General features: G+C 58.5%; 21 protein-coding genes and 7 tRNA genes. 21 read left to right on the forward strand and 7 right to left on the reverse strand.

Annotation, left to right across the window (positions count from 1 at the left end; all coding sequences use genetic code 11):
- Positions 1-58 precede the first annotated feature (58 nt).
- Complete coding sequence (lolA, locus tag BQ9846_RS02200) at positions 59-772, forward strand: outer membrane lipoprotein periplasmic chaperone LolA (RefSeq protein ID WP_083651444.1); 714 nt, start codon at positions 59-61, stop codon at positions 770-772.
- On the opposite strand, the gene BQ9846_RS02205 is transcribed toward lolA, so the two are convergent.
- The gene (locus BQ9846_RS02205; protein ID WP_075878990.1) at positions 769-2,103 is read right to left on the reverse strand and encodes a replication-associated recombination protein A; all 1,335 of its coding nucleotides are present in this window, start codon (positions 2,101-2,103) and stop codon (positions 769-771) included. The two genes, lolA and BQ9846_RS02205, sit on opposite strands and share 4 nt — an antisense overlap.
- Positions 2,104-2,221: 118 nt before the next feature.
- Between BQ9846_RS02205 and BQ9846_RS02210 the strand changes: the two genes are divergently transcribed.
- The 5 genes from BQ9846_RS02210 (at position 2,222) to BQ9846_RS02230 (ending at position 11,206) form a co-directional block, all read left to right on the forward strand.
- Positions 2,222-2,767: a hemerythrin domain-containing protein gene (locus BQ9846_RS02210; RefSeq protein ID WP_075878991.1), complete on the forward strand. Its 546-nt coding sequence runs from the start codon at positions 2,222-2,224 to the stop codon at positions 2,765-2,767.
- A 105-nt stretch (positions 2,768-2,872) separates the two neighbouring features.
- On the forward strand, positions 2,873-3,661 hold the full coding sequence (murI, locus tag BQ9846_RS02215; RefSeq protein WP_075878992.1) for a glutamate racemase: 789 nt from the start codon (positions 2,873-2,875) through the stop codon (positions 3,659-3,661).
- Between the two features lie 109 nt (positions 3,662-3,770).
- A complete protein-coding gene (trmA, locus tag BQ9846_RS02220) occupies positions 3,771-4,874 on the forward strand; it encodes a tRNA (uridine(54)-C5)-methyltransferase TrmA (protein WP_075878993.1) in 1,104 nt (367 codons plus the stop codon).
- A 161-nt stretch (positions 4,875-5,035) separates the two neighbouring features.
- Positions 5,036-9,859 (forward strand): NAD-glutamate dehydrogenase, encoded by a 4,824-nt coding sequence (locus BQ9846_RS02225; protein ID WP_075878994.1) that lies wholly within the window; start codon positions 5,036-5,038, stop codon positions 9,857-9,859.
- Positions 9,860-10,144: 285 nt separating this feature from the next.
- Positions 10,145-11,206 carry a quinone-dependent dihydroorotate dehydrogenase gene (locus BQ9846_RS02230; protein WP_075878995.1) on the forward strand — a complete coding sequence of 354 codons (1,062 nt, stop codon included), beginning with the start codon at positions 10,145-10,147 and terminating at the stop codon, positions 11,204-11,206.
- Between the two features lie 23 nt (positions 11,207-11,229).
- Here BQ9846_RS02230 and rmf read toward each other — a convergent pair whose 3' ends face one another.
- Complete coding sequence (rmf, locus tag BQ9846_RS02235; RefSeq protein WP_075878996.1) at positions 11,230-11,436, reverse strand: ribosome modulation factor; 207 nt, start codon at positions 11,434-11,436, stop codon at positions 11,230-11,232.
- 351 nt (positions 11,437-11,787) lie between these two features.
- Here rmf and rlmKL point away from each other — a divergent pair, with 351 nt between their 5' ends.
- Together rlmKL and BQ9846_RS02245 are read left to right on the forward strand one after the other, a co-directional pair.
- Positions 11,788-13,971, forward strand: a complete 2,184-nt coding sequence (gene rlmKL, locus BQ9846_RS02240; RefSeq protein ID WP_075878997.1) for a bifunctional 23S rRNA (guanine(2069)-N(7))-methyltransferase RlmK/23S rRNA (guanine(2445)-N(2))-methyltransferase RlmL — start codon at positions 11,788-11,790, stop codon at positions 13,969-13,971.
- On the forward strand, positions 13,968-14,306 hold the full coding sequence (locus BQ9846_RS02245; RefSeq protein ID WP_075878998.1) for a glutaredoxin family protein: 339 nt from the start codon (positions 13,968-13,970) through the stop codon (positions 14,304-14,306). Before rlmKL ends, BQ9846_RS02245 begins: the two co-directional genes overlap by 4 nt.
- Positions 14,307-14,311: 5 nt before the next feature.
- Here the strand turns inward: BQ9846_RS02245 and BQ9846_RS02250 are convergent, their stop codons facing one another.
- Positions 14,312-14,593, reverse strand: a complete 282-nt coding sequence (locus tag BQ9846_RS02250; protein ID WP_075878999.1) for a hypothetical protein — start codon at positions 14,591-14,593, stop codon at positions 14,312-14,314.
- 85 nt (positions 14,594-14,678) lie between these two features.
- Between BQ9846_RS02250 and pdxB the strand changes: the two genes are divergently transcribed.
- On the forward strand, positions 14,679-15,824 hold the full coding sequence (pdxB, locus tag BQ9846_RS02255) for a 4-phosphoerythronate dehydrogenase PdxB (RefSeq protein WP_075879461.1): 1,146 nt from the start codon (positions 14,679-14,681) through the stop codon (positions 15,822-15,824).
- 146 nt (positions 15,825-15,970) lie between these two features.
- On the opposite strand, the gene htpX is transcribed toward pdxB, so the two are convergent.
- The 4 genes from htpX to msrB all read right to left on the reverse strand — a co-directional run bounded on the left by htpX (position 15,971) and on the right by msrB (position 19,891).
- A complete protein-coding gene (htpX, locus tag BQ9846_RS02260; RefSeq protein WP_075879000.1) occupies positions 15,971-16,876 on the reverse strand; it encodes a protease HtpX in 906 nt (301 codons plus the stop codon).
- 87 nt (positions 16,877-16,963) lie between these two features.
- Positions 16,964-18,217, reverse strand: a complete 1,254-nt coding sequence (locus BQ9846_RS02265) for a pyridoxal phosphate-dependent aminotransferase (protein WP_075879001.1) — start codon at positions 18,215-18,217, stop codon at positions 16,964-16,966.
- A 42-nt stretch (positions 18,218-18,259) separates the two neighbouring features.
- Positions 18,260-19,228 carry a ribosome biogenesis GTPase YlqF gene (gene ylqF / locus BQ9846_RS02270; protein ID WP_075879462.1) on the reverse strand — a complete coding sequence of 323 codons (969 nt, stop codon included), beginning with the start codon at positions 19,226-19,228 and terminating at the stop codon, positions 18,260-18,262.
- A gap of 264 nt (positions 19,229-19,492) precedes the next feature.
- Positions 19,493-19,891, reverse strand: a complete 399-nt coding sequence (gene msrB / locus BQ9846_RS02275) for a peptide-methionine (R)-S-oxide reductase MsrB (protein ID WP_075879003.1) — start codon at positions 19,889-19,891, stop codon at positions 19,493-19,495.
- A 243-nt stretch (positions 19,892-20,134) separates the two neighbouring features.
- Here msrB and BQ9846_RS02280 point away from each other — a divergent pair.
- The 12 genes from BQ9846_RS02280 to BQ9846_RS02335 all read left to right on the forward strand — a co-directional run bounded on the left by BQ9846_RS02280 (position 20,135) and on the right by BQ9846_RS02335 (position 24,969).
- Positions 20,135-20,210 (forward strand) — tRNA-Glu (locus tag BQ9846_RS02280).
- A 124-nt stretch (positions 20,211-20,334) separates the two neighbouring features.
- A tRNA-Gly gene (locus BQ9846_RS02285) sits at positions 20,335-20,409 on the forward strand.
- 5 nt (positions 20,410-20,414) lie between these two features.
- A tRNA-Glu gene (locus BQ9846_RS02290) sits at positions 20,415-20,490 on the forward strand.
- Between the two features lie 25 nt (positions 20,491-20,515).
- Positions 20,516-20,590: transfer RNA gene (locus BQ9846_RS02295), tRNA-Gly, on the forward strand.
- A 15-nt stretch (positions 20,591-20,605) separates the two neighbouring features.
- A tRNA-Glu gene (locus BQ9846_RS02300) sits at positions 20,606-20,681 on the forward strand.
- A 21-nt stretch (positions 20,682-20,702) separates the two neighbouring features.
- Positions 20,703-20,777: transfer RNA gene (locus BQ9846_RS02305), tRNA-Gly, on the forward strand.
- A 263-nt stretch (positions 20,778-21,040) separates the two neighbouring features.
- Positions 21,041-22,003, forward strand: a complete 963-nt coding sequence (locus BQ9846_RS02310; RefSeq protein WP_075879004.1) for an ABC transporter ATP-binding protein — start codon at positions 21,041-21,043, stop codon at positions 22,001-22,003.
- Positions 22,000-22,773 carry an ABC transporter permease gene (locus BQ9846_RS02315; RefSeq protein ID WP_075879005.1) on the forward strand — a complete coding sequence of 258 codons (774 nt, stop codon included), beginning with the start codon at positions 22,000-22,002 and terminating at the stop codon, positions 22,771-22,773. Before BQ9846_RS02310 ends, BQ9846_RS02315 begins: the two co-directional genes overlap by 4 nt.
- Positions 22,774-22,817: 44 nt before the next feature.
- The gene (gene queF, locus BQ9846_RS02320; protein ID WP_075879006.1) at positions 22,818-23,654 is read left to right on the forward strand and encodes an NADPH-dependent 7-cyano-7-deazaguanine reductase QueF; all 837 of its coding nucleotides are present in this window, start codon (positions 22,818-22,820) and stop codon (positions 23,652-23,654) included.
- A 47-nt stretch (positions 23,655-23,701) separates the two neighbouring features.
- On the forward strand, positions 23,702-24,262 hold the full coding sequence (locus BQ9846_RS02325; protein ID WP_075879007.1) for a nitroreductase family protein: 561 nt from the start codon (positions 23,702-23,704) through the stop codon (positions 24,260-24,262).
- Between the two features lie 6 nt (positions 24,263-24,268).
- Positions 24,269-24,796 carry a YiiD C-terminal domain-containing protein gene (locus BQ9846_RS02330; protein ID WP_075879008.1) on the forward strand — a complete coding sequence of 176 codons (528 nt, stop codon included), beginning with the start codon at positions 24,269-24,271 and terminating at the stop codon, positions 24,794-24,796.
- An 85-nt stretch (positions 24,797-24,881) separates the two neighbouring features.
- Positions 24,882-24,969, forward strand: a tRNA-Ser gene (locus BQ9846_RS02335).
- The last annotated feature ends 228 nt before the right edge of the window (positions 24,970-25,197 follow it).

Consider the following 25,197-nt stretch of genomic DNA (forward strand, 5'->3'; position numbering starts at 1 on the left):
GCACATCACATACTCTGCCCGGCAGCGAGTTTCCGGCGGGTGGCTAAGGGAGATCACTATGTCGAATAGGAACACCGTGTTGAACAGTGGCGTGCGCGAGAATGACGTTTCTTCCCGTGGAGCGAAGGAGAGTACACCGGCACGACCGTTTTCGCTGGCGCTCGCCACTAGCGCGTTAGGGCTGGTTATGGCGCCAGCGGTATGGGCCAACGAGGCGGCGCAGCGGTTAACCGAGCGTCTTGAGCCGTTGGAGACGTACCAGGCTACGTTTGAGCAGCGCATTCTGGATGGCAGTGGCGAGCGGCTGCAAGAGGCGAATGGCGAAATGTGGCTCTCGCGCCCCGGGCTTCTACGCTGGGAAGTGGAAGCCCCCTATGCGCAAACGGTGGTAGCGGATGGGGAGGATGTCTACCTATATGACCCCGATCTTGAGCAAGTCACCGTGCAGCAAGTAGACGATCGCGTAACTCACACGCCCGCCATGCTGCTTTCAGGCAACGTTGAGGACCTAGCCCAGAGCTACGACATTTTCTACGAAAAAGAGAACGAAGAGGATGTGTTTACCCTAATACCGCTCTCCAATGAAACGCTTTTTGAGGAGTTAAGCCTCACCTTTAATGGCGAAACGCTGACAGAGCTCTGGATGACCGATAGCACCGGCCAGCGTACCGCGATCGCGTTTAGTGATATTCAACAAAATGGCAGCATTGACGAGGAGCGTTTTACCTTTGACGTGCCCGATGGCGTCGATGTGATTCGAGAGGCGCGCTAGCCAGGCGCTTGATCCGCTTCTTGGTCGCGGCGTTCGCGCCAGGCCATAATCTCGGCAAAGCGCTTCTCCTGGCCGAATTGACTGGGCTGATAGAACGTTGCGCGCTCAAGCGACTCAGGCCAGCAGTCGTGCGCGCTTCCCGCGGGATACCCCTCCGGCTCATTGTGCGCGTAGCGGTAACCGCTACCGTGGCCTAGGCTCTTCATCAGCTTGGTGGGCGCATTGCGTAGATAGGTAGGCACCTCAACTTGCGGCTGTTGGCGCACGAAGCGCTGTGCCGCCTTCCAGGCTTGGTCGATGCGGTTGCTCTTAGGCGCCACGGCCAAGTGAATGGCGGCGTGGGCAATCGCCCGCTGGCCTTCGTAGTCGCCTAGGCGCAAGTAGGCATCCCAAGCGGCTATCACCAGCGGCAGTGCGCGTGGGTCGGCGTTGCCCACATCCTCTGAGGCGATAGCGGTCAGCCGTCGCACTACGTCAAGCGGGTCCCCCCCGCCCTGGATAAAGCGGGCGATATACAGAAGGGCGGCGTCCGGGCGTGATGAGCGTATCGACTTGTGAATTGCCGAGAGCAGATCAAAGTAGGCATCGCCTTGCTTATCGAAAGCGCTGGCCTGGTGGCCGATCACATCATCCAGCGCGCTACGATGGAGCACTTCGCGGCCGTTTTCTTGCACGGTAAAATCGCAGGCGGTTTCGAGTAAGCCAAGCGCCCGGCGCGCATCGCCGGCGCTGGCATGGGCGAGCACCCTGAGCACGTCGTCTTCCACCTCAATCGCCCGCTGGCCTAGCCCCCGCTCGCGATCGTTAAGCGCTTGGCGTAAAACGGCGATCAGCTCATCCTCGCTTAGCGGCTTGAGCACGTAGACCCGCGCCCGGGAGAGCAGCGCCGAGTTAACCTCAAACGAGGGGTTTTCCGTGGTGGCGCCAATCAGGGTTAAAAGGCCGGACTCAACGTGAGGTAAAAGCGCATCCTGCTGACTTTTGTTGAGCCGGTGAATCTCATCCAGAAAAAGAATCACCGGGGTAGGCGTAAGCTGCCGGGCGCGCTCGACCACCGCGCGGATCTCTTTTACCCCCGCCATCACTGCGCTGAGCGTTTCTAAGTGGGCATTAGAGGCGTTCGCCAACATCTCGGCAAGGGTGGTTTTGCCCACCCCCGGAGGGCCCCAAAGCATCATGGAGCGAACCACACCAGACTCCGCCATGCGGCGCAAAGGCTTGCCAGGGCCCACGAGCGCTTGCTGGCCGACATAGTCGTTAAGAGAGGTGGGGCGCATGCGAAAGGCGAGCGGGGCGTCGCCGCCGGGGGTAGACGTTGAGAACAGATCCATGCAGGCTCCGTGGAACGTGACAGCGTGACTCGCTGTCGGTGGTAATAAGCGCAGCGTCAGGCTACTGTTAGGCGTAAGCAAATAATTGGGCGTATGCGATAACAAAGGAGATGGCACAATGTTACATCAACTGCGTCTGGACCATGCCAATATGGCGCGAATGCTGCACGTCCTGCAGCTGAAGCATAAAACCTTAGCCAAGGGCGAGCGGCCCAACTTCCAGTTGATGCGCGAGGTCGTGGACCACATTCTTGCCTATATGGAAAAATTTGCGGCGCCACTTGAACGCGAGTTCGTTGAATGCTTGCAGGAGCGCGCGCCAGAGCATGTGGACGTGGTGAAAGACATGCTCATTGAATATCGCGATTTGAAACCGCGGCTGTCCCAGCTCTCCACTGATATCGATATGATTTTAATGGACAGTGTCATGACGATGGACCGCTTCGCTGACGATTTGAAGCAGTATCTGGAAGCGCACCGCGCCTATTTGCGTAAAGAGCGGGAAGTGCTTTTCCCGCTGGTAGAAAAGTACTTTAGCGAAGAAGATTTGATACGACTGCGTCAAGCCCTGCCTGAGGGCGCCGAGCAAGAGCTAGAGCGCCTGCAGCAGGCTTACCCAGAGCTTTACGCTGAGCTGCGCGGTGCTGACATACCGACACTCTAGCATCGCACCCGCATCTATTGGCAAAGCACTTGTCTTTAAAGCACTCGTCTCGGGGCGTGATACAATCACCGCCCCGATTTTCGTTTTTAAGGGCACCCGTAAAGCATGGCTGGCCCCGTACTGATTTTCGACTCCGGCATGGGCGGGCTCTCGGTGGCGCGTGCGCTGCGCGAGCACTACCCCCATGCCGCCTTCTGCTATGCCTGCGACAATGCTTGGCTACCCTATGGCGTGCGCGAGGACAGCGCCTTAACGGCGCGTATCGTCCGCGTTTGTCGCGCCGCTGTCAGCGCTTGCCAGCCAAGCGTGCTGGTGGTGGCGTGCAATACCGCCAGCACCTTGGCCCTTGAACAGCTCCGCATGGAATTAACCATTCCGGTGGTGGGCACTGTTCCCGCGATCAAGCCGGCCGCCGCCGCGAGCCAGTCGCGCCATATCGGCCTTTTGGCCACGACGGCAACGGTCCGGCGTCCCTACACCCAGCAGTTGATCGATAGCTTTGCCCGTGATTGCCGCATTACCCGCGTAGCGGCGGATGCGCTGGTGATCGAGGCGGAGGCGCTGGTGGGCGGCGCGAAGCCAGACGTTCGGCGCCTGGCGACAGCGCTTGAGCCGCTTTGGCAAGCGACCCAAGCCGAGGTGGCGATGGATACGGTGGTCCTTGGCTGTACGCACTTTCCGTTGCTCAAGCCCTGGCTGGAAGCCCTGGCGCCGGTGCCGCTCAACTGGGTGGATTCCGGGGACGCAATCGCGCGGCGCGTGGGCCAGGTGACGGATACGCTGGTTGCCCATTGCGGCGACGGCTGCTGCTTTACCACCGCGCCCGCCGCCTCGCTGCAAGCCGGGCTTGCCGGCTATGGTTTTCATACCCTGAGTCGCCTATCGCTTGATTGAGATTTAATGCCTCTTCGCATAAAACCCGCCACGTTTTTGTGCCGTGTTTCGTCGTGCGTTTTGTCCCCAAACATCGATACTCATCACTAAGTCTGAAAAGGAGCCCCTTTTGGCCATTCCCGTGGTAGACCCCAAGCGCTATAACGAGCAGCTTGCCGCCAAACGCGACGCGCTTTTAGCGCTTTTCAGCCCGTTTTCTCCTCCGCCGCTGGAGGTATTTACCTCACCGCCCAGCCACTACCGTCAGCGCTGCGAATTTCGTATCTGGCACGAGGGGGAGGATCTCTTCTATGCCATGTTTGAGGTTGACCCAACCAACCCCAAAAACAAGCAAATCGTGCGGTTGGATCGCTACCCCGTGGCAAGCGACACCATCAATGCGTTGATGCCCCAGCTGAGAGAGGCCTTTTTGGCGAGCCAAGCGCTTCGCCATCGTCTGTTCCAGGTCGAGTTCTTAACCACGCTCTCGGGCGAGGCGTTGGTCACGCTGATTTACCACCGCCCCCTTGATGACGCCTGGGAGAGCGAAGCGCGGGCGCTGGAGCGCGAGCTAGGCATCATGATAATCGGTCGCTCACGCAAAGAGCGCCGCGTGCTGACCCGCGATTATGTGTGGGAGAAGCTGCACGTCGACGGGCATGCTTTCCACTATCAGCAAGTGGAAAACAGCTTCACCCAGCCCAACGCGGTCGTGTGCCAAAAAATGCTGAGCTGGGCGCGCGATGTCACCGCGGGAAGCCAAGCGCGCGATTTGGTGGAACTTTACTGCGGCAATGGCAACTTTACCGTGGCGCTGGCGGCGAATTTTCGCCGTGTACTCGCCACCGAAATTTCGCGCACCTCGGTCGCCAGCGCCAAGGTGAACTTCGACGCCAACGGGGTGGGCAATGCACAGGTGGCGCGGATGTCCGCGGAGGAGTTTTCCCAAGCATTAAACGGTGAGAAGGGCGGTCGCCGCGTGGCTGAAATGGCGCTCGACACCTTTGACTTCTCCACCGTATTGGTGGACCCGCCGCGGGCGGGGCTGGATGAGGCGAGCTGCCGCCAAATCAGCCGCTTTGATCGGATTGTGTATATTTCCTGCAATCCCAAGACGCTAGCCGAAAACTTGACCATACTGAGTCAAACGCATCGAGTTGAGCGTTTTGCTCTGTTTGATCAATTTCCGTTTACCGACCATTGTGAGTGTGGCGTGTTATTGCAGCGTCGGTAGCGATATATCAGTATCACTTGATGCATAAACGGTATGCGCCATGAGCAAGGCGTCAAAGGGCTGGGGTCCTCGGCATTGCTAGCGTAAGCTTCTTTATACGTTAGGATGAAAGTGGCCTAACAGCCTATTGTTCTTCGTTTTTTTGGCAGTCGAGGTGATGGATGCATTACAGTGCAATTGAAGAGAGTCGGCAGGATCTGCTCAAACAACTACAAGAACGGCTGCAAGCGCGCTTAGAGCCAGCGAGGGCGGCAGAAGTGGATGCTTTTGCGCGGCAGTTTTATGCCACGGTGCCGGTGGAAGACCTCTTGGACCGGCGCCTGGATGACCTCTATGGCGCGACGCTCTCGATTTGGCAGTTCTTGCAGCATCATGACCTCGATCAGCCCAAAGTGCGCGTGTTTAACCCCGATTTTGAAGAGCACGGCTGGCAGTCGACGCACACCTTTGTCGCCGTGCTGCATCCCGATATGCCGTTTCTGGTGGACTCGGTTCGGATGGAGCTTAACCGTCGCGGCTTGACCGTGCACGCCATCCAAAACGCGGTGTTGGCGGTAGAGCGTGATGATGAGCACCAACTTATACGCGTCACTTCCACCCGCGATAAGGAGGCACCCTCATCTCGCGAATCGTTGATTGTCATCGAGGTAGATCGTCATACCGAGCCGCAAGCGCTAACGGATATCGAACATAAACTGCAGGAGGTACTGCGCGATGTGCGCACGGCGGTGAAAGACTACGAGCCTATGTGCGAGCGCGCACGCGAGGCGATTCAGGAGCTGGAAAAGGTTTGCCCGCCGCAAGTTGACCCGGACGACCACGAAGAGGCCATCGCGTTTCTTGAGTGGCTGGCCAAGGACAACTTTACCTTTCTCGGTTACGACGAGTACGTCATGGAAGACGGTGAGCTTAAGCGCGATACCGACAGCGTGCTGGGGGTTTTTCGTCTTGATCAGCCGCGCTATCGCGAGCGGATTCGCTCCGAAGAGGGCGTGGACGAGAACGGCGACTACGTGCTGGTGCCTCAGCTGCTGACGTTTGCGAAAAGTGCCCACCATTCACGCGTGCATCGCCCGACTTATCCTGACTACATCACCGTGGACCGCTACGATGATGATGGCAATGTCATCGGCGAGCGGCGCTTTTTTGGCCTGTTTACCGCGACCGTCTATAACGAGTCGCCGCGAAACATTCCGCTGCTGCGGCGCAAGCTTAAAGCGGTAATGGATATTGCCGGGTTTAATCCGCAGGGGCATAACGGCAAGCAACTGCTGCAAGTGCTGGAGGTGTATCCCCGCGACGACCTCTTCCAAATCGATACGGAGTCGCTTGCGAGTACCGCGCTTGGGATTCTGAATATTCGCGAACGGCGCCAGGTGCGTCTTTTTGTACGCGCTGATGTCAGCGGCAAGTTTTACTCCTGTCTGATTTTTGTCCCGCGGGATGTGTTCTCCACCAGCTTGCGCCAAGCCATCCAGAAGCTCTTGTGCGAGGAGATGGATGCCCATTTTGGTGACTTTAACACCTACCTGTCAGAGTCCGTGTTGGCGCGCATCCAGCTTATTTTGCGTTTCAACGGCGATAAGCCGGGGCAATTTGACCTGAAGCGGCTGGAGAAAAAAATCGACCAGCTAGCGCGTAGTTGGCGCGATGAGCTGCAATCGGCCATGGTGGAAGGCTTTGGCGAGGAGCAGGCCAACCGCTTGATGGAGCGCTTTTGTGATGCCTTCTCGGCAAGCTATCGCGAAGACTTTACCGCTCGAACCGCCGTGTTCGATGTCCAGCATCTGCTGACGCTAGACAGCGGCAAGGACCTTGCCCTTTCGCTCTACCGCCCGTTGGAAGAGCAAGGGGGCGGTGTCAACTTGAAGCTGTTTCACCGCGCCGCGCAGATACCGCTTTCCGACGTGCTGCCAATGATGGAAAACCTAGGTCTGCGCGCGATTGGCGAGCGCCCCTACGAAATCCACGCCCCGGAGCAGCGCTACTGGATCCACGATTTTGAGCTTGAGCATAGCGGGGCGGATGTCAGCTTAAGCGAGATGCGCGAAGCCTTTACCGAGGCATTTCAGCGTATTTGGGCGAGTGAAGCGGACAACGACCCCTTCAACCGGCTCATTATCGGCGCCAATCTTGATTGGCGCGAGGTCGCGATGCTGCGCGGCTATGCGCGCTATCTCAAGCAGATCCGCTTTGGTATGTCGCAAGACTACATCGCCTCGACGTTGGCCAATCACGCTGAGATTACCCGCGCGCTAGTTGAGCTATTCCGCTTGCGTTTTGATCCTGAGTGCAGCGATCGAGACAGCCGCGACTGCATCGCCCGCATTAACGAGCAGCTGGAGGGTGTCTCAAGCTTAAATGACGACCAACTGCTGCGCCGCTTTATCGAGCTGATTCAGGCAACGCTAAGGACCAACTACTATCAGCGCAGCGATAACGGCGACGTTAAAGACTATATCGCCTACAAACTCGAGCCTTCCAAAATCACCGGGATGCCCAAGCCGCGCCCGGCGTATGAGATTTTTGTCTGCTCGCCGCGTGTCGAGGGCGTTCACCTGCGCGGTGGCAAGGTGGCGCGGGGGGGCTTGCGCTGGTCAGACCGTCTGGAGGACTTCCGCACCGAAATTTTAGGCCTGGTGAAAGCGCAGCAGGTAAAAAACGCGGTGATTGTGCCCGTCGGTGCCAAGGGTGGCTTTGTGTGCAAGCGCATGCCGGAAAACGCCGACCGCGAAACCCAGCAGAAGGAAGGGATCGCCTGCTACAAAACCTTTATCCGCGCGCTGCTGGACGTGACCGATAACCTTGATGGAAGCGATGTTGTTCCGCCGGAAAACGTGGTGCGTCACGATGACGACGATGCCTATCTTGTGGTGGCGGCCGATAAAGGCACGGCGACGTTCTCGGATATCGCCAACGAAATATCCTTGGAATATGGGCACTGGTTAGGCGATGCCTTCGCCTCCGGCGGCGCCAACGGTTATGACCACAAGAAGATGGGCATCACCGCGCGAGGCGCTTGGGAGTCGGTGAAGCGCCACTTCCGTAACCTGGGGCTGGATACCCAGCGCGAGAATTTCACCGTGGTGGGCATCGGCGATATGGGCGGCGATGTGTTCGGCAATGGCATGCTGCTCTCCGATAAAATCCAGCTGGTCGGTGCCTTCAACCATCTGCATATCTTTGTGGATCCCTCGCCGGACGCGGAGGCCACGTTTGACGAGCGCAAGCGTCTTTTTGACATGCCGCGCTCTAGTTGGGAAGACTTCGACACCTCCTTGATCTCCGAAGGCGGCGGCATTTTCAGCCGCAGCGCCAAATCAATCGATATCTCCTCGCAAATGCAGGAGGCATTTGGCATCAGCGAATCGCGGCTCACGCCTAACGAACTGATCCGTGCGATGTTGAAGGCCAAGGTTGACCTGATCTGGAACGGCGGGATTGGCACCTACGTCAAAAGCGCAGCGGAGAGCGACGCCGAGGTGGGGGATAAAGCCAATGATGCCTTGCGTATCAACGGCGAGGAGCTTAACTGCCGTGTCGTGGGTGAGGGGGGCAACCTTGGGTTGACCCAGCGCGGGCGCATGGAAGCGGCGGCCAAGGGAGTGTATGTCTACACCGACTTTATCGACAACGCCGGCGGGGTGAACTGCTCGGACCACGAGGTCAATATCAAGATATTGATCGATGAAGTGGTCAAGCGCGGCGACATGACCGAAAAGCAGCGCAATCAATTGCTGGCGGACATGACCGATGAAGTGGCGGACTTAGTGATTCTGGATAATTATCGCCAGACCCAGGCGCTGGATCTCTCCGCACGCATTTCCCAGCAAGGCATCGGGCCGTATCGGCGCTTTATCAGCGAGTTGGAAGCTGCTGGGCAGATTGACCGCGAGCTTGAGTTTTTGCCCGCTGACGATGTGCTTAAAGAGCGTTCGGGCAGCAGCCAAGGCATGAGCCTGCCGGAGCTCTCCGTGCTGATCTCTTACGCCAAAAGCACGTTGAAAGGGGACCTGATCGCCTCCGAGGTGCCGGATGATGCCTACATCCACCGCTATCTAGAGCGCCTCTTCCCCCATGTGCTGGTGGAGAAATACGAACAGGAGATGTACGACCACCGCCTCAAGCGCGAAATCGTCGCGACCCAGGTGGCCAACGACCTGGTCGATCACATGGGGATTGTGTTTGTTCGCCGCTTGATCGACTCGACCGGGATGGGGCGAGCCGATATTGCCCGTGCCTACATCATTGCCCGCGACAGCTTTAACTTGCCGGCGCTGTGGGCCGAGATCGAAGCGCTGGATAACCAGGTGTCGAGCCACGTGCAGTACGGCATGATGCTGGACCTGATGCGCATGATTCGCCGCGCCACCCGCTGGTTCTTGCGCCAGCATATGGGGCTTTCGACCCAAGATACGGTCGAGTATTTCACCCCGCGTTTGACCCAGCTGCAGGAGGGGATTGGCGATCTCTTAAGTGGCGAGGAGCTTAAGCGTTGGCAAGAGCGCCGCGAAGAGCTCCTGGAGGCTGGCGTTCCGGAAGCGTTGGCGGCGAGCGTGGCGGCGGCGCCGAGCCTCTACGCGGGGTTGGGTATTATTCAAGCCGCGCGCCAGGTCAACGAGAAGCCGCAGCGTGTCGCCGAGGTCTTCTACGAGATCGGCAGTCGCCTGGAGCTCCCCTGGATGATTCAGCAAGTCACGCAACTTGATGTGCGTGATACCTGGCAAGCGCAGGCGCGTGAGACCTTCCGCGACGATATCGATCGCCAGCAGCTGGCGCTCACCACCAGTGTATTGAAGCTGGACGCGGGAAGCCGTGATGCCGAGGAGCGTGTGGCGCAGTGGCTTGAGCAGCACGCCGACCTGCACCGCCGCTGGTGCCGCTTGATCGAGGAGGTGCGTAGCGGCAGCGAAAGCGGCTTTGCGCTGTTTGCCGTCGCCGTGCGCGAACTGGTCGACCTAGCGGAGAGCGACAGCGAAGCGTAGACGGCGCGAAAACCCAGGGCTATCGCAGTTAACGCACAAGGTAATGTTAATGCGATAGTCTCTGATACCCCTGCTCATCCTGAGCCTGTCGAAGGACGTGTCAGCGTTGGCACAACACCCTATCCCCTTCGACAGGCTCAGGGTGACCGGGTGTTATGCCATTGAGTCACTAGCTGCAATACCTCTGCACGAAAACCAACTCAGCGATGCTTGAAGGTGTGGTGTGCGTTATACTCGCGCACCGCGCCTTTTTTTGTTGCCGGTACCCTCTCGCCTGGAGCCCCCATGTACGATCTTGCCCGCTCGCTGCTGTTTCGTCTCGATCCTGAAACGTCCCACCGTATGGCGCTGAGCGCTCTGGATACGCTGTACCGCGTGGGTGGCGTGAAGCGGCTGGTGAACCCGCGTGTGGAAGACCCGGTCGCGCTGATGGGGCTTGCATTTCCCAATCGCGTTGGACTTGCGGCCGGGCTGGATAAAAACGCCGACCATCTTGATGCGCTGGGCGCTCTGGGGTTTGGCTTTATCGAAGTGGGCACCGTGACGCCTAGGTCGCAGCCCGGCAACCCTAAGCCGCGCCTCTTTCGCCTTGCCGGGCACGAGGCGATCATCAATCGCTTTGGTTTTAATAACCAAGGCGTGGCGCATTTGATTGGACAGGTAAAAAAGCGCCACTATGACGGCGTGGTCGGGATCAATATCGGTAAAAATCTCGCCACCTCGGTTGAGAATGCCGTGGATGACTACCTTATCTGTTTGGAGGCGGTACACCCGGTGGCGGATTACATCACCGTCAATATCTCATCGCCCAACACCCCTGGGCTTCGCACCCTGCAGTTTGGCGAACAGCTCGACGCGCTGCTGGGTCCGATTCGCGAAAGGGGGGCAGCGCTGGATAGCGAAAGGGGCCGAAAGGTGCCGCTACTGGTCAAGATTGCCCCTGATATGGAAGATGAAGAGGTGGCGTTGGTGGCTCAAAGTATCGAGCGCAATGGCTTTGATGGCGTGATCGCAACCAATACCACTCTCTCTCGCGATGCAGTGCAGGGCGACCCGCAAGCCCAAGAGGCGGGCGGTCTCTCGGGTAAGCCGCTGTTTGAGGCCTCGAATCGGATCATTCGGCGACTGCGTGAGCATTTGCCCGACATGCCGATTATTGGCGTCGGCGGAATTGATAGCGGACCCGCGGCGCAGGCAAAAATTAACGCGGGGGCGGACCTGGTGCAGCTCTACTCCGGTTTGATTTATCGCGGGCCCAAGCTGGTGGAAGAGTGCGCCGAAGCGCTTAAAGCCCAAGCAGCAAAAAGCCCGCTGGGCGAAGCGGGCTATGTTGACCTAAAAAAGTAAGACGGACAGGTAAAAATGCACTATCACATGACCATGGGATTTTTGTGAATGCCCGATACGCCCGTCATACCGTCCCATTGGTCACCGCGTCCTTCACGCCAACCGCTCATCCAGTATTCGCGTAAATTGATATCTTGGCTCGGGCAGTCATCGCGGGAACGACCGGTAATACCCGCTTTGTAGCCGTGAACATAAGCCCGCTGGAAGCGATCACGTTTCTGTCGTTTCATTGGCTAACCTCGTTGTATGAAAGCCTTTGAGAGGAAGTGGCCTGTATTTTTGTTGGAGATCACAGGGCCATTTCAGAGTCGCTTGGGGTAACGTGGCCGTGTTAGCGGCGTTGCAAAAAAGTGAAAGCACAGCGTTTGCAAGCACAGGTTTTGCAATCAAAATGTCTAGCACTCTCGTGCTGAACGCACCGCTGGCAGACGCTTTATCCCTAGGGTGTCACCCAAGCGTTTCGTGTAGCTACACCTTATTGTTAGACCATGACAGGGTCGCCTGTCGACCATCAAATTGTCATAAGACGTAAACTTCTTTGCCATCTATAGGAATATCGCGCCTCTAGCGCCGCCGCCACTATGACTGAGCCGAGCCACAGCAACGAATTAGACCTGCTGGTCACCTGTCCTAAAGGGATCGAGGGCCTACTGGCCGAGGAGCTGGCACGCCTTGGCGCCACGCCGGGTAAAACCACGGTGGCAGGGGTTTACGCCCGTGCCAGCCACGCGGCAGCGTACCGCTTATGCCTCTGGTCGCGTTTAGCCAATCGCGTGATCGCGGTCATTGCCCGCGAGCCAATGGTGGATACGGCCGAGCAGCTGCGTAGGGCGTCAACCCGAGTGCCTTGGGCGCGACATATTGCCCCAGGCAAGACCATCGCCGTCGATTTTCATGGCCGCAGCGAGCACATTCGTCACACTCGTTTCGGCGCGCAGACGGTCAAGGACGGTATCGTCGATGGGCTAGCGCTTGCCGGTCATCCGCGTCCCAATGTGGATACGCAAACCCCCGATGTGCGCCTGTACGCGCACCTGCATCGGGAGAACCTGACGCTGGGTATCGATCTTTCGGGTGAGAGTCTGCACCGGCGCGGTTATCGCCGCGATGTCGGGCATGCGCCACTGAAAGAGAACCTGGCGGCGGCGCTGTTGATGCGCGCCGGCTGGCCCGAGCGCGCTAAGGCGGGCGAGCCTTTGCTCGATCCGCTCTGCGGGGCGGGGACGCTGTTGATTGAAGCGGCGTTGATCGCCGCCGATCAAGCACCGAACCTACACCGCAAGCGCTTTGGCTTCCACGGCTGGGCGCTTTTTGAGCCCGCGGTATGGCAGGAGCTCACCCGAGAAGCCCAGGCGCGCGCGAGCATCGGGCGTAAACGCTGCAAAAACCCACTATTCGGCTTTGACCAAAGCCCCGCGGCGCTCGCCGCGGCCAAGGCCAACGCCATGCGTGCCGGCGTTCCGGCGCTAATCACGTTAAGTGGCCAGAGTTTGGCGACGCTTGAAAGACCCGATGCGCTCACCGCCGAGCGCGGGCTCCTCATCACCAACCCGCCCTACGGCGAGCGCCTTGGCGAGTTGCCGGAGCTAGTGCAGCTCTACGCCACCTTGGGGGAGAAGGCCAAGGCGCTGTTCCCCGGGTGGACGCTGGCGCTTTTCACCGCCAACCCGGATTTAGGGCATCGCCTGGGCCTGCGCGCGCACAAGCAGTACGCGCTGAAAAACGGCCCCTTGGACGCTAAGCTACTGTTGATGCACATTGCCGATGCGTCGCAGCCAGCGTCCGATGAAGGAGAGAAGCGAAAGACGCCGCGTGTGTCTGAAAACGCGGTGATGTTTGCCAATCGCCTAAAAAAGAACCAAAAACGGCTAAAAAAGTGGCTCAAGCAGAGCGGAGAAACCTGCTATCGGCTCTACGACGCCGATATGCCCGAGTTTGCCCTGGCGATTGATGTCTACGGGGATCGTGTTCATGTCCAAGAGTACGCACCGCCGCGCTCGGTGAACGCCGCCCAGGCGCAAAAGCGTCTCTTCGATGCCCTGGAAGTACTGCCCGAGGTACTCGATGTGGACTCAAGCCAACTCTACGTTAAGCGCCGCGAGCGGCAAACCGGTAGCGCGCAGTACCAAAAACGCGCCGCCAGCGGTGAGCGCTTTGAAGTGCAAGAGGGGCCGGCGCGACTGTGGGTGAATTTGCGCGATTACCTGGATACCGGGCTCTTTCTCGATCATCGCCCGGTGCGCCGGATGCTTGGCGAGATGGCCCAAGGAAAGCGCTTTTTAAACCTTTTCTGCTACACGGCGACGGCCACGGTACATGCCGCGCTGGGTGGGGCGAGCGATAGTGTCAGCGTCGATATGTCCAACACTTACCTCAAGTGGGCACAGGATAACTTTGCGCTCAACGGGCTCGACCCCTCGCGCCACCGCGTCATGCGCGACGACTGCTTTCACTGGCTGGAAACGGCGGGCACGACTTTTGATCTGATCTTTATGGATCCGCCGACGTTCTCCAATTCGAAGAAAATGCGCGACACGCTGGACATTCAGCGCGACCATCCAGCCCTGGTGGATCTTGCGATGGCGCGATTGGCGCCGGGGGGCACGCTGGTGTTCTCCAATAACCAGCGCCGCTTTGTTCTCGATGACGCCCTGTTTGAGCGCTATGAAGTCGAAGATATTTCCGCGCGCACCTTCGATCCTGATTTTCAGCGCCGCACCAATCTCCACCATGTCTTCCTGCTGCGCCATAAGGAGGGGCAATGATTCAGCTTTCGCTTTATACCACCTTGGGATGCCATCTCTGCGCGCAGTTGGAAGCGCTGGTGCACACGCTCGCCAATGACGAGGTAGCGCTGCGGCATATCGAAATCAGCGAGGATGACGCGCTGATGGCGCGCTACGGCGTGCGGATTCCCGTTTTGGCGGATGCTGAAGGTCAAGAGCTGGATCGCGGCCTGGACCCTGTTCGCCTAGGCGAGTGGCTTAGAGCGCGCGGCTGGCTGGATGAGGCGGCGCTCGCCGCGCTTTTGGCACCGCCCGAAGCTCCCAAACCCGCGAAACCCGCCTTCGAGCGCAACGGTCGCCGTTATCTGGGCTGAGCGCGTCACACCACATCGAGCAGCGAGAGCTGGCGCATGGCTTCCTGGCCTTCTGGGGTATCGTCGTTAACGTCGAGGACTTTGCGAAAGCCACGCGAGCGTTGGATGGTCGCTTCGTCATCGAGCCACATCTGGGCTTGTTCGCGGGTGTCCGCCAGCTGGTGCTTTAAGCCGCCAAACTGCGTGCCGATTTGCCCCCAGGCACGGCTGAAAATCCAGTCGCCGAACATATCCTGATGGATATGCACCAACACGTAGTCATGGTCGGTTTCCCAACGTACGATCACTGCGTTACCCCGCTATTGCCAACACGCTAAGACGCCGCCCGTGATGGCGGCGGGCCCTATTCTAAATCGCCAGAGCCAAAACGCCATGAAACTTGTCGTCGATGCTAACATTCCCGCCGCTGAGCACTGCTTCGGTGCTTTCGGTGAGGTCATGACCTGTCCCGGACGCGAGGTCGGTGCCGCGCATCTGCGCGACGCCGATGCGTTAATCATCCGCTCGGTCACGCCGGTGAGCGCCGCGCTTTTAGCCGATAGCCCGGTGCGCTTTGTGGGCACTTGCACCATCGGCACCGACCACGTTGATACGCACTATCTTGCCGAGCATGGCATTGCTTTTGCCAGCGCACCGGGGTGCAACGCCGACGCCGTGGTGGACTATGTGCTCGCGAGCCTGTTAACGCTCGGTGAGCGTGGCGGTTGGACGCTTTTGAATCGCCGCGTGGGGATTGTGGGCGTGGGCAATGTAGGGGGGCGTTTGCAGACGCGGCTGCAAGCGCTGGGGGTCGAGGTGTGGGCCTGCGACCCGCCGCGCGCCGAGCGCGAAGGCGAGGCGGGCTTTGCCTCGCTTGACACGCTCATCGAGCGCTGCGATGTGCTCTGCTTGCACACACCGTTGGTGAGTACTGGCAAGCACGCGACGCGGCACTTGCTCGATGCCCAGCGCATCAGCGCGCTTGCCCCTGGCACGCTGGTGCTTAACGCCGGGCGCGGTGACTGTATCGATGGGCTGGCACTGCGCCGCCGTTTAACGGGGCAAAATGACATCACGGCGGTGCTGGATGTGTGGGAAAGCGAGCCCGCGATTGACGCCGCCCTCCACGACCTGGCCGCGCTGGCTACCCCGCACATCGCCGGCTATAGCCTCGATGGCAAACTGCGCGGCAGCCTGATGATTCACCAGGCGTTGGCGGCTCACCTTGGGCAAACGAGCGAGCTTACGCTGGAGGCGATTTGCCCACCGCCGGCGCTCGCCTCGCTCACCCTGCAGCAGGCGTTGCCGGAGGAGGAGGCGCTGCGGTTGTGCACGCGTGCGGTGTACGAGGTCCGGCGCGACCATGAAAGCCTAACCCGCGAGGCGCATGCCTTGGGCGTGGCCCACGGTTTTGATCGCTGTCGTGCGCAGTACCCCCTCAGACGCGAGTTTTCGACCCTTTGTGTGCATTTGAAAGGGGAAGCGCAGCCGCTGGCACCCGTGTTAAGGGCGGCGGGGTTTGATGTGGTGGCAGGTTAAAACCGCTCGTCCTGAGCCTGTCGAAGGACAAGGGCAGGCGCTTCGACAAGCTCAGCGCGAACGAAAGAGGCGAGCTTGCCGTGGGCGAAAGGTGAGATGTAAACAAAACGCCCGCCGGGTGGCGGGCGTGTGAAGCGTGGGGTTGTTTACTGACGGTAAGCGGCTTCTTTCAGCGCGCGGATCCGGTCATCCAGCGGCGGGTGGCTGGCAAACAAACGCTCCATCAGCGAGCGGGTCTGACCTTTGGTGATGGCCATGGCGCGCAGCGTATCGGGCATTTGATCAGGCATCTCGGTTTCGGCTTTTAAGCGGGCCAGGGCGTTGACCATGGCGCCGGTGCCGGCAAGACGTGCGCCGGCTTCGTCGGCGCGGTATTCGCGAAAGCGCGAGAACCAGGCCACAATTGCCGAGGCGATAATGCCAAAGACGATTTCAGCCACCATGACTACGGCGATATAGCCGAAAAAGCCCAAGCCGCCCTCGCCATCCGAACGGCTTTTCAAGAAGTTATCTACCAAGTGTGCCACCACGCGGGCGAAGAACATGACAAAGGTGTTCACCACGCCTTGAATCAGCGCCAGCGTCACCATGTCACCGTTGGCGACGTGGCCGATTTCATGGGCCAACACGGCGCGGACTTCCTCCGGGCGCATGCGGTTCAAAAGCCCCGCCGAAACCGCCACCAGTGCGTCGTCTTTATGCCAGCCGGTGGCAAAGGCGTTGGATTGTTGGGCGGGGAAAATGCCCACTTCCGGTGTTTTGATGCCTGCCTCGCGAGCAAGCTCCTCGACGGTATCCAGCAGCCACTTTTCGGTCTGGTTAGAGGGCGTTTCGATAATCACCGTGCCGGTGGCGCGCTTGGCCATCCACTTGGAGATGAACAGCGAAATCATTGACCCCGCCATGCCGAAAACAAAGCAGAAAATCAGCAGGCTGGTAAAGTTAATCCCCTGGCTGCTGAGGTAGCTGTCCACGCCGAACAGCCGTAGCGTGATACTGGCCACCAACAGCACTGCCAGGTTAGTGGCTAAAAACAGCACAATTCGCATCATGTGGCGAGATCTCCATAGAGCTCAATAAGGGTAACAAGTCGTAGCGCGAGTAAGACGAAACTTAGATACGTCCACTCGCGCGGGGTTTCAAGAGGACTGCCGATAGCGCGATAAAAAATTGGCAAAACGGTCGAGCGCATCGCCGAGCTGGTCGGCCCAGGGGAGGGTAACGATGCGCACATGGTCCGGGTCTGGCCAATTAAAGGCAGTGCCTTGCACCAGCAGGATTTTCTCCTGTAATAGCAAATCCAGCACCATTTTTTGATCGTCCTGGATATTAAACACCTTGGGGTCGAGCTTGGGGAACGCATAGAGCGCGCCTTTGGGCTTGACGCAGCTGACGCCGGGGATGGCGTTGAGCTTTTCATAGGTGATATCACGCTGCGCCAGCAGGCGACCGCCCGGGAGAATCAAATCGTTGATCGACTGATAGCCCCCGAGGGCGGTTTGGATGGCGTGCTGTGCGGGCACGTTAGCGCACAGGCGCATCGATGCCAGCATGGTCAGGCCCTGGATGTAGTCGCTTGCGCGCTGCTTGGCGATCGCGCCAGAAATGGTCATCCACCCCGAGCGAAACCCCGCACAGCGGTAGCTTTTGGACAGCCCGTTCATGGTGATCACTAGCTGATCGTCGTCGGCAAGCGCGCCGGTGGAGGTATGCTCCACGCCGTCGTAGAGAATCTTGTCGTAGATCTCATCGGAGAACACCACCAGGTTGTGTTCGCGGGCAATCGCCAGCACTTCACGCACCACCTCGGGTGGGTAGACCGCACCGGTGGGATTGTTGGGGTTGATGATGACGATGGCGCGCGTGTGGCTTGTCACCTTGGCGCGAATGTCGGCCATGTCCGGTGCCCAGTCGGCCTGCTCGTCGCAGAGATAGTGGACGGCGTGGCCACCCGAAAGATTGGCAGCGGCAGTCCACAGCGGGTAGTCAGGCGCAGGGATCAGCACTTCGTCGCCGTCGTTCAAAAGCGCCTGCATGGCCATCACGATTAGCTCGGAAACCCCGTTGCCGATATAGATATCCTCGATGCCCACGCCGGGAATCTCTTTGCGTTGGCACTCCTGCATGATCGCCTTGCGCGCCGAATAAAGCCCTTTGGAGTCACAGTAGCCTTGCGCTGTTGGCAGGTTGCGCATCACGTCTTGCAGAATTTCCTCGGGCGCTTCAAAGCCAAACGGGGCGGGGTTGCCGATATTGAGCTTTAAAACGCGCTGGCCTTCCTCTTCCAGGCGCTTGGCGTGGTCGAGCACGGGGCCACGAATGTCGTAACAGACGTTGTCGAGCTTGTGCGATTTTTTAAGCGGCAAGGCGTCGTGAGGCTGTGGGGTGTCCATGTTGTCGTTCCCAATAAGTGGTCGATCCAAACGCGGGTGGCGTTAACGCTCAGGCGAGGTATCCGGCGCGTTGGCGTCTTCGGGTGGTGTATCAACGGCAGGCGGGGGAATGTCGCTGGGTGTTTCTAGCGTAATCCGGCCGAGTTTGCCATCGCGCAGCTCGTGCAGTAGCACTTCCGCCCCGCGGTGCAGGTCCACTTCACCGCCGGGGCGTAACCCGCCGCGCTTGCTGGCAATCTCTTTTAAAATGGCGTGGCCGTCAAACCCGGCAAGCGCCAAAAAATCGGGGCGCTCGGGGCCGTCGGCCTCGACGGCCTGAGGTGTTTCGGGCGCCGCGTAGGCCGGCAGGGCGTTGAGTTTATAACGCCCGGTAAGCGCTTCGGGGTAGCGCTTGGCCAGTTCGGCGCTGGTGATAATGCCGACGTCGATATACTCGATGGCGGTATCGCGAATCGCGCCACTGGCGGCAAGACGGTAGGCGCTGGCTTGATCCTCGATCTTGGGCCACAGCACGCCGGGGGTGTCGATCAGCGCCACGCGGCCATCGATGCGCACTTTTTGCTGGCGCTTGGTGACGGCGGGCTCGTTACCGGTTTTGGCGATTTTGCGCTTTGCCAGCCCATTGATCAGTGTGGATTTGCCCACGTTGGGGATACCCATCACCATCACGCGGACATCGCGGTCAGCGCGTACGTCGCCGGCCAACGCATGGCAAAGTTTGGGGATGCTTTTGAGTTCGCGGGCGTTGGTGGTGGTGATCGCCAGTGCTCGCATATCGGGCTGGGCGTCAAAAAACGCGACCCACTCTTTAGTGCGCTCGGGGTCGGCCAAATCCGCGCGGGAGAGAATTTTGAGCACCGGTTTATGGCGCGTGAGCTCGGCCAGCATCGGGTTGGCGCTGGAGTAGGGCAGGCGCGCATCGAGTACTTCGATCACCACATCAATTTCGGGCAGCGCGTCCTTGATCTGGCGGCGCGCCTTATTCATATGACCGGGAAACCAGCCGAGCATGGGGCTCTCCTGCGCAATGCGTTGTGCAAACATAAAAAAACGGGCGCCCATTCTAACAGATGGCGCCCGCTTTGCCGGATTAACCGATAGCGTTATCAGGGCTATCGTAGCTAATGCACAACGTTCGATAGTCTCTGTTATTTCCGTTCGTCCTGAGCCTGTCGAAGGGCGTGTCAGCGTTGGCACAATGCTCCCCCCTTCGACAGGCTCAGGGTGCTCGGGGGCTGTGCCATTGCGTCGCTTACGGCATTGATCCTGATGGCGTTATTCGTCGGCGTGAAACTCAAGCGCTACCGAGTTAATACAGTAGCGTAACCCGGTGGTTTCTGGCGGTCCATCGGGGAACACATGCCCAAGGTGCGCATCGCAATGCGCGCAGGTCACTTCCGTACGCACCATACCGTGGCTGGTGTCGCTATGCTCCTCAACGCGGTGGCGGCCTAATGGGCGATCGAAGCTTGGCCAGCCGCACCCCGCATCGAATTTGTGTTCGTTTTCAAACAGCGGGGTATGGCAGCACACGCAGTGGTAGATGCCCTGGGCATCGCTTACTCGATGGTCGCCGGTAAACGGGGGTTCGGTGCCTTTTTCACGGGTGACGCGGTACTGCTCCGGGGTAAGCTGTTCGCGCCACTGCTCAGGGGATTTTTCTACTTTGGCCATATCTCTCTCCTTATCATTACGGCAAGCGCTAAGTGCGCTCGCTGTACCGGGCAAGGTAGTGCCGCTAGCGTGTGACTGACGTCGATCGGCCTGAGTTTCAAGCGCCAGGTTTTAAGGTTCGTAAGCGGTGTGTGCTACGTATCAGCATGTGTGATCCGATACCGGGACGCCAGTAAAGATTGAGGCTTGACACTTTTTCATCGGCTGATTACTATACGCGCCACCTCGACGAGGCAACGCAGCGTCCCATTCGTCTAGTGGTCTAGGACACCGCCCTTTCACGGCGGTAACAGGGGTTCGAACCCCCTATGGGACGCCACTAACACTGTTTGTCATAAACTGTTTTTGATAAGCGGTCGTTTTGATAAGCGTTAGTGCCAAGAATGAGTGACGATTTTAGTGACTGATTCTTAGCGTGTTGCATTGTTAAGGTTTATCGGAGTGCGGGAATAGCTCAGTGGTAGAGCATCGCCTTGCCAAGGCGAGGGTCGGGAGTTCGAATCTCCTTTCCCGCTCCAAGCGTGTCCCATTCGTCTAGTGGTCCAGGACACCGCCCTTTCACGGCGGTAACAGGGGTTCGAACCCCCTATGGGACGCCAATCCGATAGCGAGACAATCGAATAAGCGGGAATAGCTCAGTGGTAGAGCATCGCCTTGCCAAGGCGAGGGTCGGGAGTTCGAATCTCCTTTCCCGCTCCATTTCGGTAGTTATATGTCCCATTCGTCTAGTGGCCTAGGACACCGCCCTTTCACGGCGGTAACAGGGGTTCGAACCCCCTATGGGACGCCATCTCGCCTCATCTTTTGCGCTGCGGGAATAGCTCAGTGGTAGAGCATCGCCTTGCCAAGGCGAGGGTCGGGAGTTCGAATCTCCTTTCCCGCTCCAAGCGCCTTTCAAGATTTTCCAAGCGGCCTTTCCAAATGGCCGTTTTTGCGTTTTATCGCGCCTTCCCTCCCAGCACGCCTATGCTTCGCAAGACCCAGCTGAGCAAAGACCCAGTGTTGGCGGGCAATGCTTTTGCGCGCCTTTGGCAATGGTCACGTTGGCAGCGTGCATCGCGGCGGCGTGGCCTTGAAAACAGGCGAGCTGCCCTTATATCTAGCCTTCCTATTTTTTTACCCCTCTTTTCTTGCTGACAGGACATGTACATGGCCGAACCGGCATTGGCGATCCGTGGGCTGACCAAGGTCTACGGCAACGGTTTTCACGCGCTCAAAGGTATCGATCTAGACGTCCAGCAGGGCGATTTTTTTGCCCTATTGGGCCCCAATGGTGCGGGAAAATCGACCACATTGGGCGTTGTTTGCTCTCTGGTGCAAAAGACTGACGGTAAAGTGACGATTTTCGGGATCGATATCGACAAAGACTTTGCCAAAGCTAAATATCAGCTCGGTGTGGTACCGCAAGAGTTTAACTTCAACCAGTTCGAGAAGGTGATCGACATCGTGCTGGCGCAGGCGGGCTACTACGGCATGACGCGCCGCGAGGCACTGCCCCGGGCGGAAAAGCTGCTGACCGACCTGGGCCTGTGGGATAAGCGCAACGGCAGCGCGCGGATGCTCTCCGGCGGGATGAAACGCCGCTTGATGATTGCGCGTGCGCTGATGCATCGCCCCAAGCTTTTGATTCTCGATGAGCCTACCGCTGGGGTGGATATCGAACTGCGCCGTAGCATGTGGGAGTATATGCGCCGCATCAACCGCGACGAAGGCACGACCATTATTCTCACCACGCACTACTTGGAAGAGGCGGAGAGTCTGTGTCGCAATATCGCCATCATTAACCACGGCGACATCATCCGTAACACCAGCGTGCGTGATCTTTTAGCCGAGCTCGATACCGAAACTTTCTTGCTTGACCTGGCGCATCCGCTGGATGCCGCCCCCGAAGTGGACGGCTTTGAGATGCGCTTGACCGAGCCCTCGCAGCTTTCGATGGTGATTCACCGTGGCCAGCAGATGAACGATGTGTTCGCGGCGTTGAGCGAGCAGGGCATCAAGGTGGTCTCGATGCGTAATCGCGCCAATCGGCTGGAGGAGATGTTTGTGTCGATGGTCGAGAGCGGACAAAGCCCCATCGATCAAACCCAGGCCAAGGAGGCACGCGCATGAACGCCACACAAACGCTGATCGCACTGTGGACGGTGGTGCTCAAAGAGATTAAACGCTTTACCCGCATCTGGCCGCAAACGCTGTTACCGCCTTCCATCACCATGGCCATGTACTTCATCATCTTCGGTAACCTGATTGGCTCGCGCATCGGGGTGATGGATGGCTTCAGCTACATGGATTTTATCGTGCCTGGGCTGATCATGATGGCGGTGATCACCAACAGCTACTCCAACGTCGCGTCCTCCTTTTTTTCCAATAAGTTTCAGCGCTCGGTGGAGGAGATGATGGTCTCACCCATGCCGAATTGGGTCATTCTCACCGGTTTTGTGCTGGGTGGCATGGCGCGCGGCTTGGGGGTAGGGCTGATCGTCACGATTGTGTCGCTGTTTTTCACCCGCTTGAGCATGGAGCATCCGCTATTGACTGTCTTGGTGGTGGTACTGACCTCCGCCTTGTTCTCCATCGGCGGGTTTATCAATGCGCTATTAGCCAATAAGTTCGACGATATTTCGATTGTGCCGACGTTTATTTTGACGCCGCTCACCTACTTGGGTGGAGTGTTTTACTCTATCTCGATGCTGCCGGAGTTCTGGCAGAGCGTCTCGATGCTTAACCCGATTCTCTATATGGTCAATGTTTTCCGCTACGGCTTTTTGGGCGTTTCGGATATCCCCGTCGGTTGGGCATTGATGGCAATTTTCGGCTTCATCGTGGTGCTCTTTACCGTGGCGCTTAATATGCTGTCGCGTGGTAAAGGTATTCGTTCTTAAAGGTACTTGTTCTTAAAAGTATTCGCTCTTAAAGGCATCGCGACATGACGCATCACCGCCCTGAAACGCTTAAAAACGCCCCGCTAGGGCGAGAATCGGCCTACCCAGAGCAGTATGATCCGGGGCTTTTATACCCTATCCCCCGGGCCGCCAACCGGGTACCGTTAGGCATCGACGATACCTGCTTGCCCTTTGTCGGCTTTGACGAATGGCACGCGTTCGAAATGTCCTGGCTTAACGCCCGGGGTAAGCCGATAGTGGCCGTAGCGCGCTTCACGCTGCCGGCCGAGTCGCCTAATTTGATTGAATCAAAGTCGTGGAAGCTCTATCTCAATAGCTTCAATCAAACCCGCTTTGCCAGCCGTGATGACGTCGTGAAGCGGCTTACGCACGATCTGTCTCAAGCTGCAGGAGACGCGGTACAGGTAACGCTTCTGGAGGTGGATAGCGAGGAGCTAACGCCGCAGCGACTGCCCGGCATGTGCCTAGATGAGCTCGACATCAGCGTGAATGACTATACGCCCAGCGCTGCGATGCTCGCAGTGGGGGAGGCGGTGGTAGAAGAAACGCTCTACTCGCACCTGCTTAAATCCAACTGCCCGGTGACCGGGCAACCCGATTGGGGGAGCGTTTTAATACGTTATAAAGGTCCCAAGATCGAACACGAAGGGCTTTTACGCTACCTCATTGGTTACCGGCAGCATCAAGACTTTCACGAGCACTGCGTTGAGCATATCTTCACCGACCTGATGCAGCAGGCGAAACCTGAGAAACTGTTGGTGCTGGCGCGCTATGTGCGCCGTGGCGGGCTGGATATCAGCCCCTGGCGGGCAACGCCTGGCTTAACGCCGCCGCACCCGCTGCGCCTGGCAAGGCAGTAAGCCACTGCGCTACAGTACGCCTTTAACTTAATGGATTGGAGCCAATAATGGACGCTCTCACGCTACTGCACCAACGCAGCTCCATGGGCAAACTGGTCGACCCAGCCCCGTCGCCCAAGCAATTAGAAGCGATCTACCAAGCCGCGCTGCGTGCCCCGGATCACAAAGAGCTGCGCCCTTGGCGCTTTATCGAGTTCAGTGGGGAAGGGCGCGAACGTTTGGGCGAGCTGTTTGCCGAAGCCGAGTTCCAGGAAGACCCGCACGTTGGGGACGCCGCTCTTGATGCCGCGCGCAAGAAGCCGCTGCGGGCGCCAATGATTATCGCGGTGATCGCCAAGGTCACGCCGGATATTCCTAAAGTGCCCAAAATTGAGCAGGTGATTTCGGCTGGCTGCGCGGCTCACGGTATTCTGCTGGCCACCCATGCACTCGGTTTTGGCGCTATGTGGCGTAGCGGTAAATACGCCTTCGATCCGGTGGTCCGTAAAGGGCTGCGGTTGGAAGACGACGACGAAGTGGTCGCTTTTATTTACCTTGGCACCCTGGGCGGGCGCCACAAGCCGGTGCCCGAGCATAACGTCGGCGATTTTCTCGAACGCTGGGATTAACGCGCCATGACAGTACAAACTCAGACACCAACACAACGGCAAGCCGGCGTTCCCCATCCACGCCTGCCTCTTCCAGAGGGGGCAGAAGATCTTGTCGCCTTCCAGCGCTGGTTAGGTGATGCCATCCCCATGGTGAGCGCACTGGGTATTCAGGCCATGAAGCAACAAGACGCTGCGCTTAGCTGGGAGCTTTCACTGACGCCGAACCTGAATGACAAGGGCACCGGCTTTGGCGGTGCGCTCACCGCGCAAACCACGCTGCAGGGCTGGTGCTGGGTGACACTTTGGCTGCGCGCCCAAGGAATCGCCCGCGATGTCGTGGTCGCTGAGGCCAGCCAGCGCTTTCTGGCACCGGTAACGCACGACTACCGCCTGATTTGCACCCCCAGCGACCCGGAAGGCCCAACACAGCTTGCCGCTAAGCTAGCGGAACGAGGAAAAGGGCGTATCGCAGTGACGCAGCAGCTTTTCTGTGGCGACACCCTCTGCCTAGAAGCCAGCGGCGATTATGTCGTACTCCCAACGAAATCGTGAAAAGGCTTGCTATTTCACCACTTAGGCAATAGTATATGCGCCGTTCTTTCGTTAAAGGCAACGCCTTGCGAGAGCACAAAAAGACGGAGGGGTGTCCGAGTGGTCGAAGGAGCACGCCTGGAAAGTGTGTAAGTCGAAAGGCTTCGAGGGTTCGAATCCCTCCCCCTCCGCCACCGAATTTTTAAGGGGAATCAAGCATCCAGCTTGATTCCCCTTTTTTCGTTTTGGTGCTTTGGGAGCATTTTTGGGAATGTGTATAGGTCGTTTCACGACATTGAGATGAGTCCCCAGCTTTTCTCCAAGTAGATGGGTTAGCTCTGGCTTTAGCGAGCTGGCTGTTGATAGGAACCAAGGCGTGTATCATGCCTTTATATCAACGCCTTTTACCCTTGGAGATGCAC

The sequence above is a fragment of the Vreelandella massiliensis genome (assembly GCF_900155385.1).
GTDB lineage: Bacteria > Pseudomonadota > Gammaproteobacteria > Pseudomonadales > Halomonadaceae > Vreelandella > Vreelandella massiliensis.

Excerpts from the sequence above, each read along its gene's own strand:
- BQ9846_RS02210 (WP_075878991.1), top strand. The coding sequence starts at position 2,222 with ATGTTACATCAACTGCGTCTGGACCATGCCAATATGGCGCGAATGCTG.
- BQ9846_RS02230 (WP_075878995.1), top strand. The coding sequence starts at position 10,145 with ATGTACGATCTTGCCCGCTCGCTGCTGTTTCGTCTCGATCCTGAAACG.
- BQ9846_RS02330 (WP_075879008.1), top strand. The coding sequence starts at position 24,269 with ATGACAGTACAAACTCAGACACCAACACAACGGCAAGCCGGCGTTCCC.
- BQ9846_RS02245 (WP_075878998.1), top strand. The coding sequence starts at position 13,968 with ATGATTCAGCTTTCGCTTTATACCACCTTGGGATGCCATCTCTGCGCG.
- BQ9846_RS02225 (WP_075878994.1), top strand. The coding sequence starts at position 5,036 with ATGCATTACAGTGCAATTGAAGAGAGTCGGCAGGATCTGCTCAAACAA.
- ylqF (WP_075879462.1), bottom strand. The coding sequence starts at position 19,228 with ATGCTCGGCTGGTTTCCCGGTCATATGAATAAGGCGCGCCGCCAGATC.
- htpX (WP_075879000.1), bottom strand. The coding sequence starts at position 16,876 with ATGATGCGAATTGTGCTGTTTTTAGCCACTAACCTGGCAGTGCTGTTG.
- BQ9846_RS02315 (WP_075879005.1), top strand. The coding sequence starts at position 22,000 with ATGAACGCCACACAAACGCTGATCGCACTGTGGACGGTGGTGCTCAAA.
- BQ9846_RS02325 (WP_075879007.1), top strand. The coding sequence starts at position 23,702 with ATGGACGCTCTCACGCTACTGCACCAACGCAGCTCCATGGGCAAACTG.
- msrB (WP_075879003.1), bottom strand. The coding sequence starts at position 19,891 with ATGGCCAAAGTAGAAAAATCCCCTGAGCAGTGGCGCGAACAGCTTACC.
- BQ9846_RS02265 (WP_075879001.1), bottom strand. The coding sequence starts at position 18,217 with ATGGACACCCCACAGCCTCACGACGCCTTGCCGCTTAAAAAATCGCAC.
- murI (WP_075878992.1), top strand. The coding sequence starts at position 2,873 with ATGGCTGGCCCCGTACTGATTTTCGACTCCGGCATGGGCGGGCTCTCG.
- lolA (WP_083651444.1), top strand. The coding sequence starts at position 59 with ATGTCGAATAGGAACACCGTGTTGAACAGTGGCGTGCGCGAGAATGAC.
- rlmKL (WP_075878997.1), top strand. The coding sequence starts at position 11,788 with ATGACTGAGCCGAGCCACAGCAACGAATTAGACCTGCTGGTCACCTGT.
- BQ9846_RS02205 (WP_075878990.1), bottom strand. The coding sequence starts at position 2,103 with ATGGATCTGTTCTCAACGTCTACCCCCGGCGGCGACGCCCCGCTCGCC.
- rmf (WP_075878996.1), bottom strand. The coding sequence starts at position 11,436 with ATGAAACGACAGAAACGTGATCGCTTCCAGCGGGCTTATGTTCACGGC.
- queF (WP_075879006.1), top strand. The coding sequence starts at position 22,818 with ATGACGCATCACCGCCCTGAAACGCTTAAAAACGCCCCGCTAGGGCGA.
- BQ9846_RS02310 (WP_075879004.1), top strand. The coding sequence starts at position 21,041 with ATGGCCGAACCGGCATTGGCGATCCGTGGGCTGACCAAGGTCTACGGC.
- pdxB (WP_075879461.1), top strand. The coding sequence starts at position 14,679 with ATGAAACTTGTCGTCGATGCTAACATTCCCGCCGCTGAGCACTGCTTC.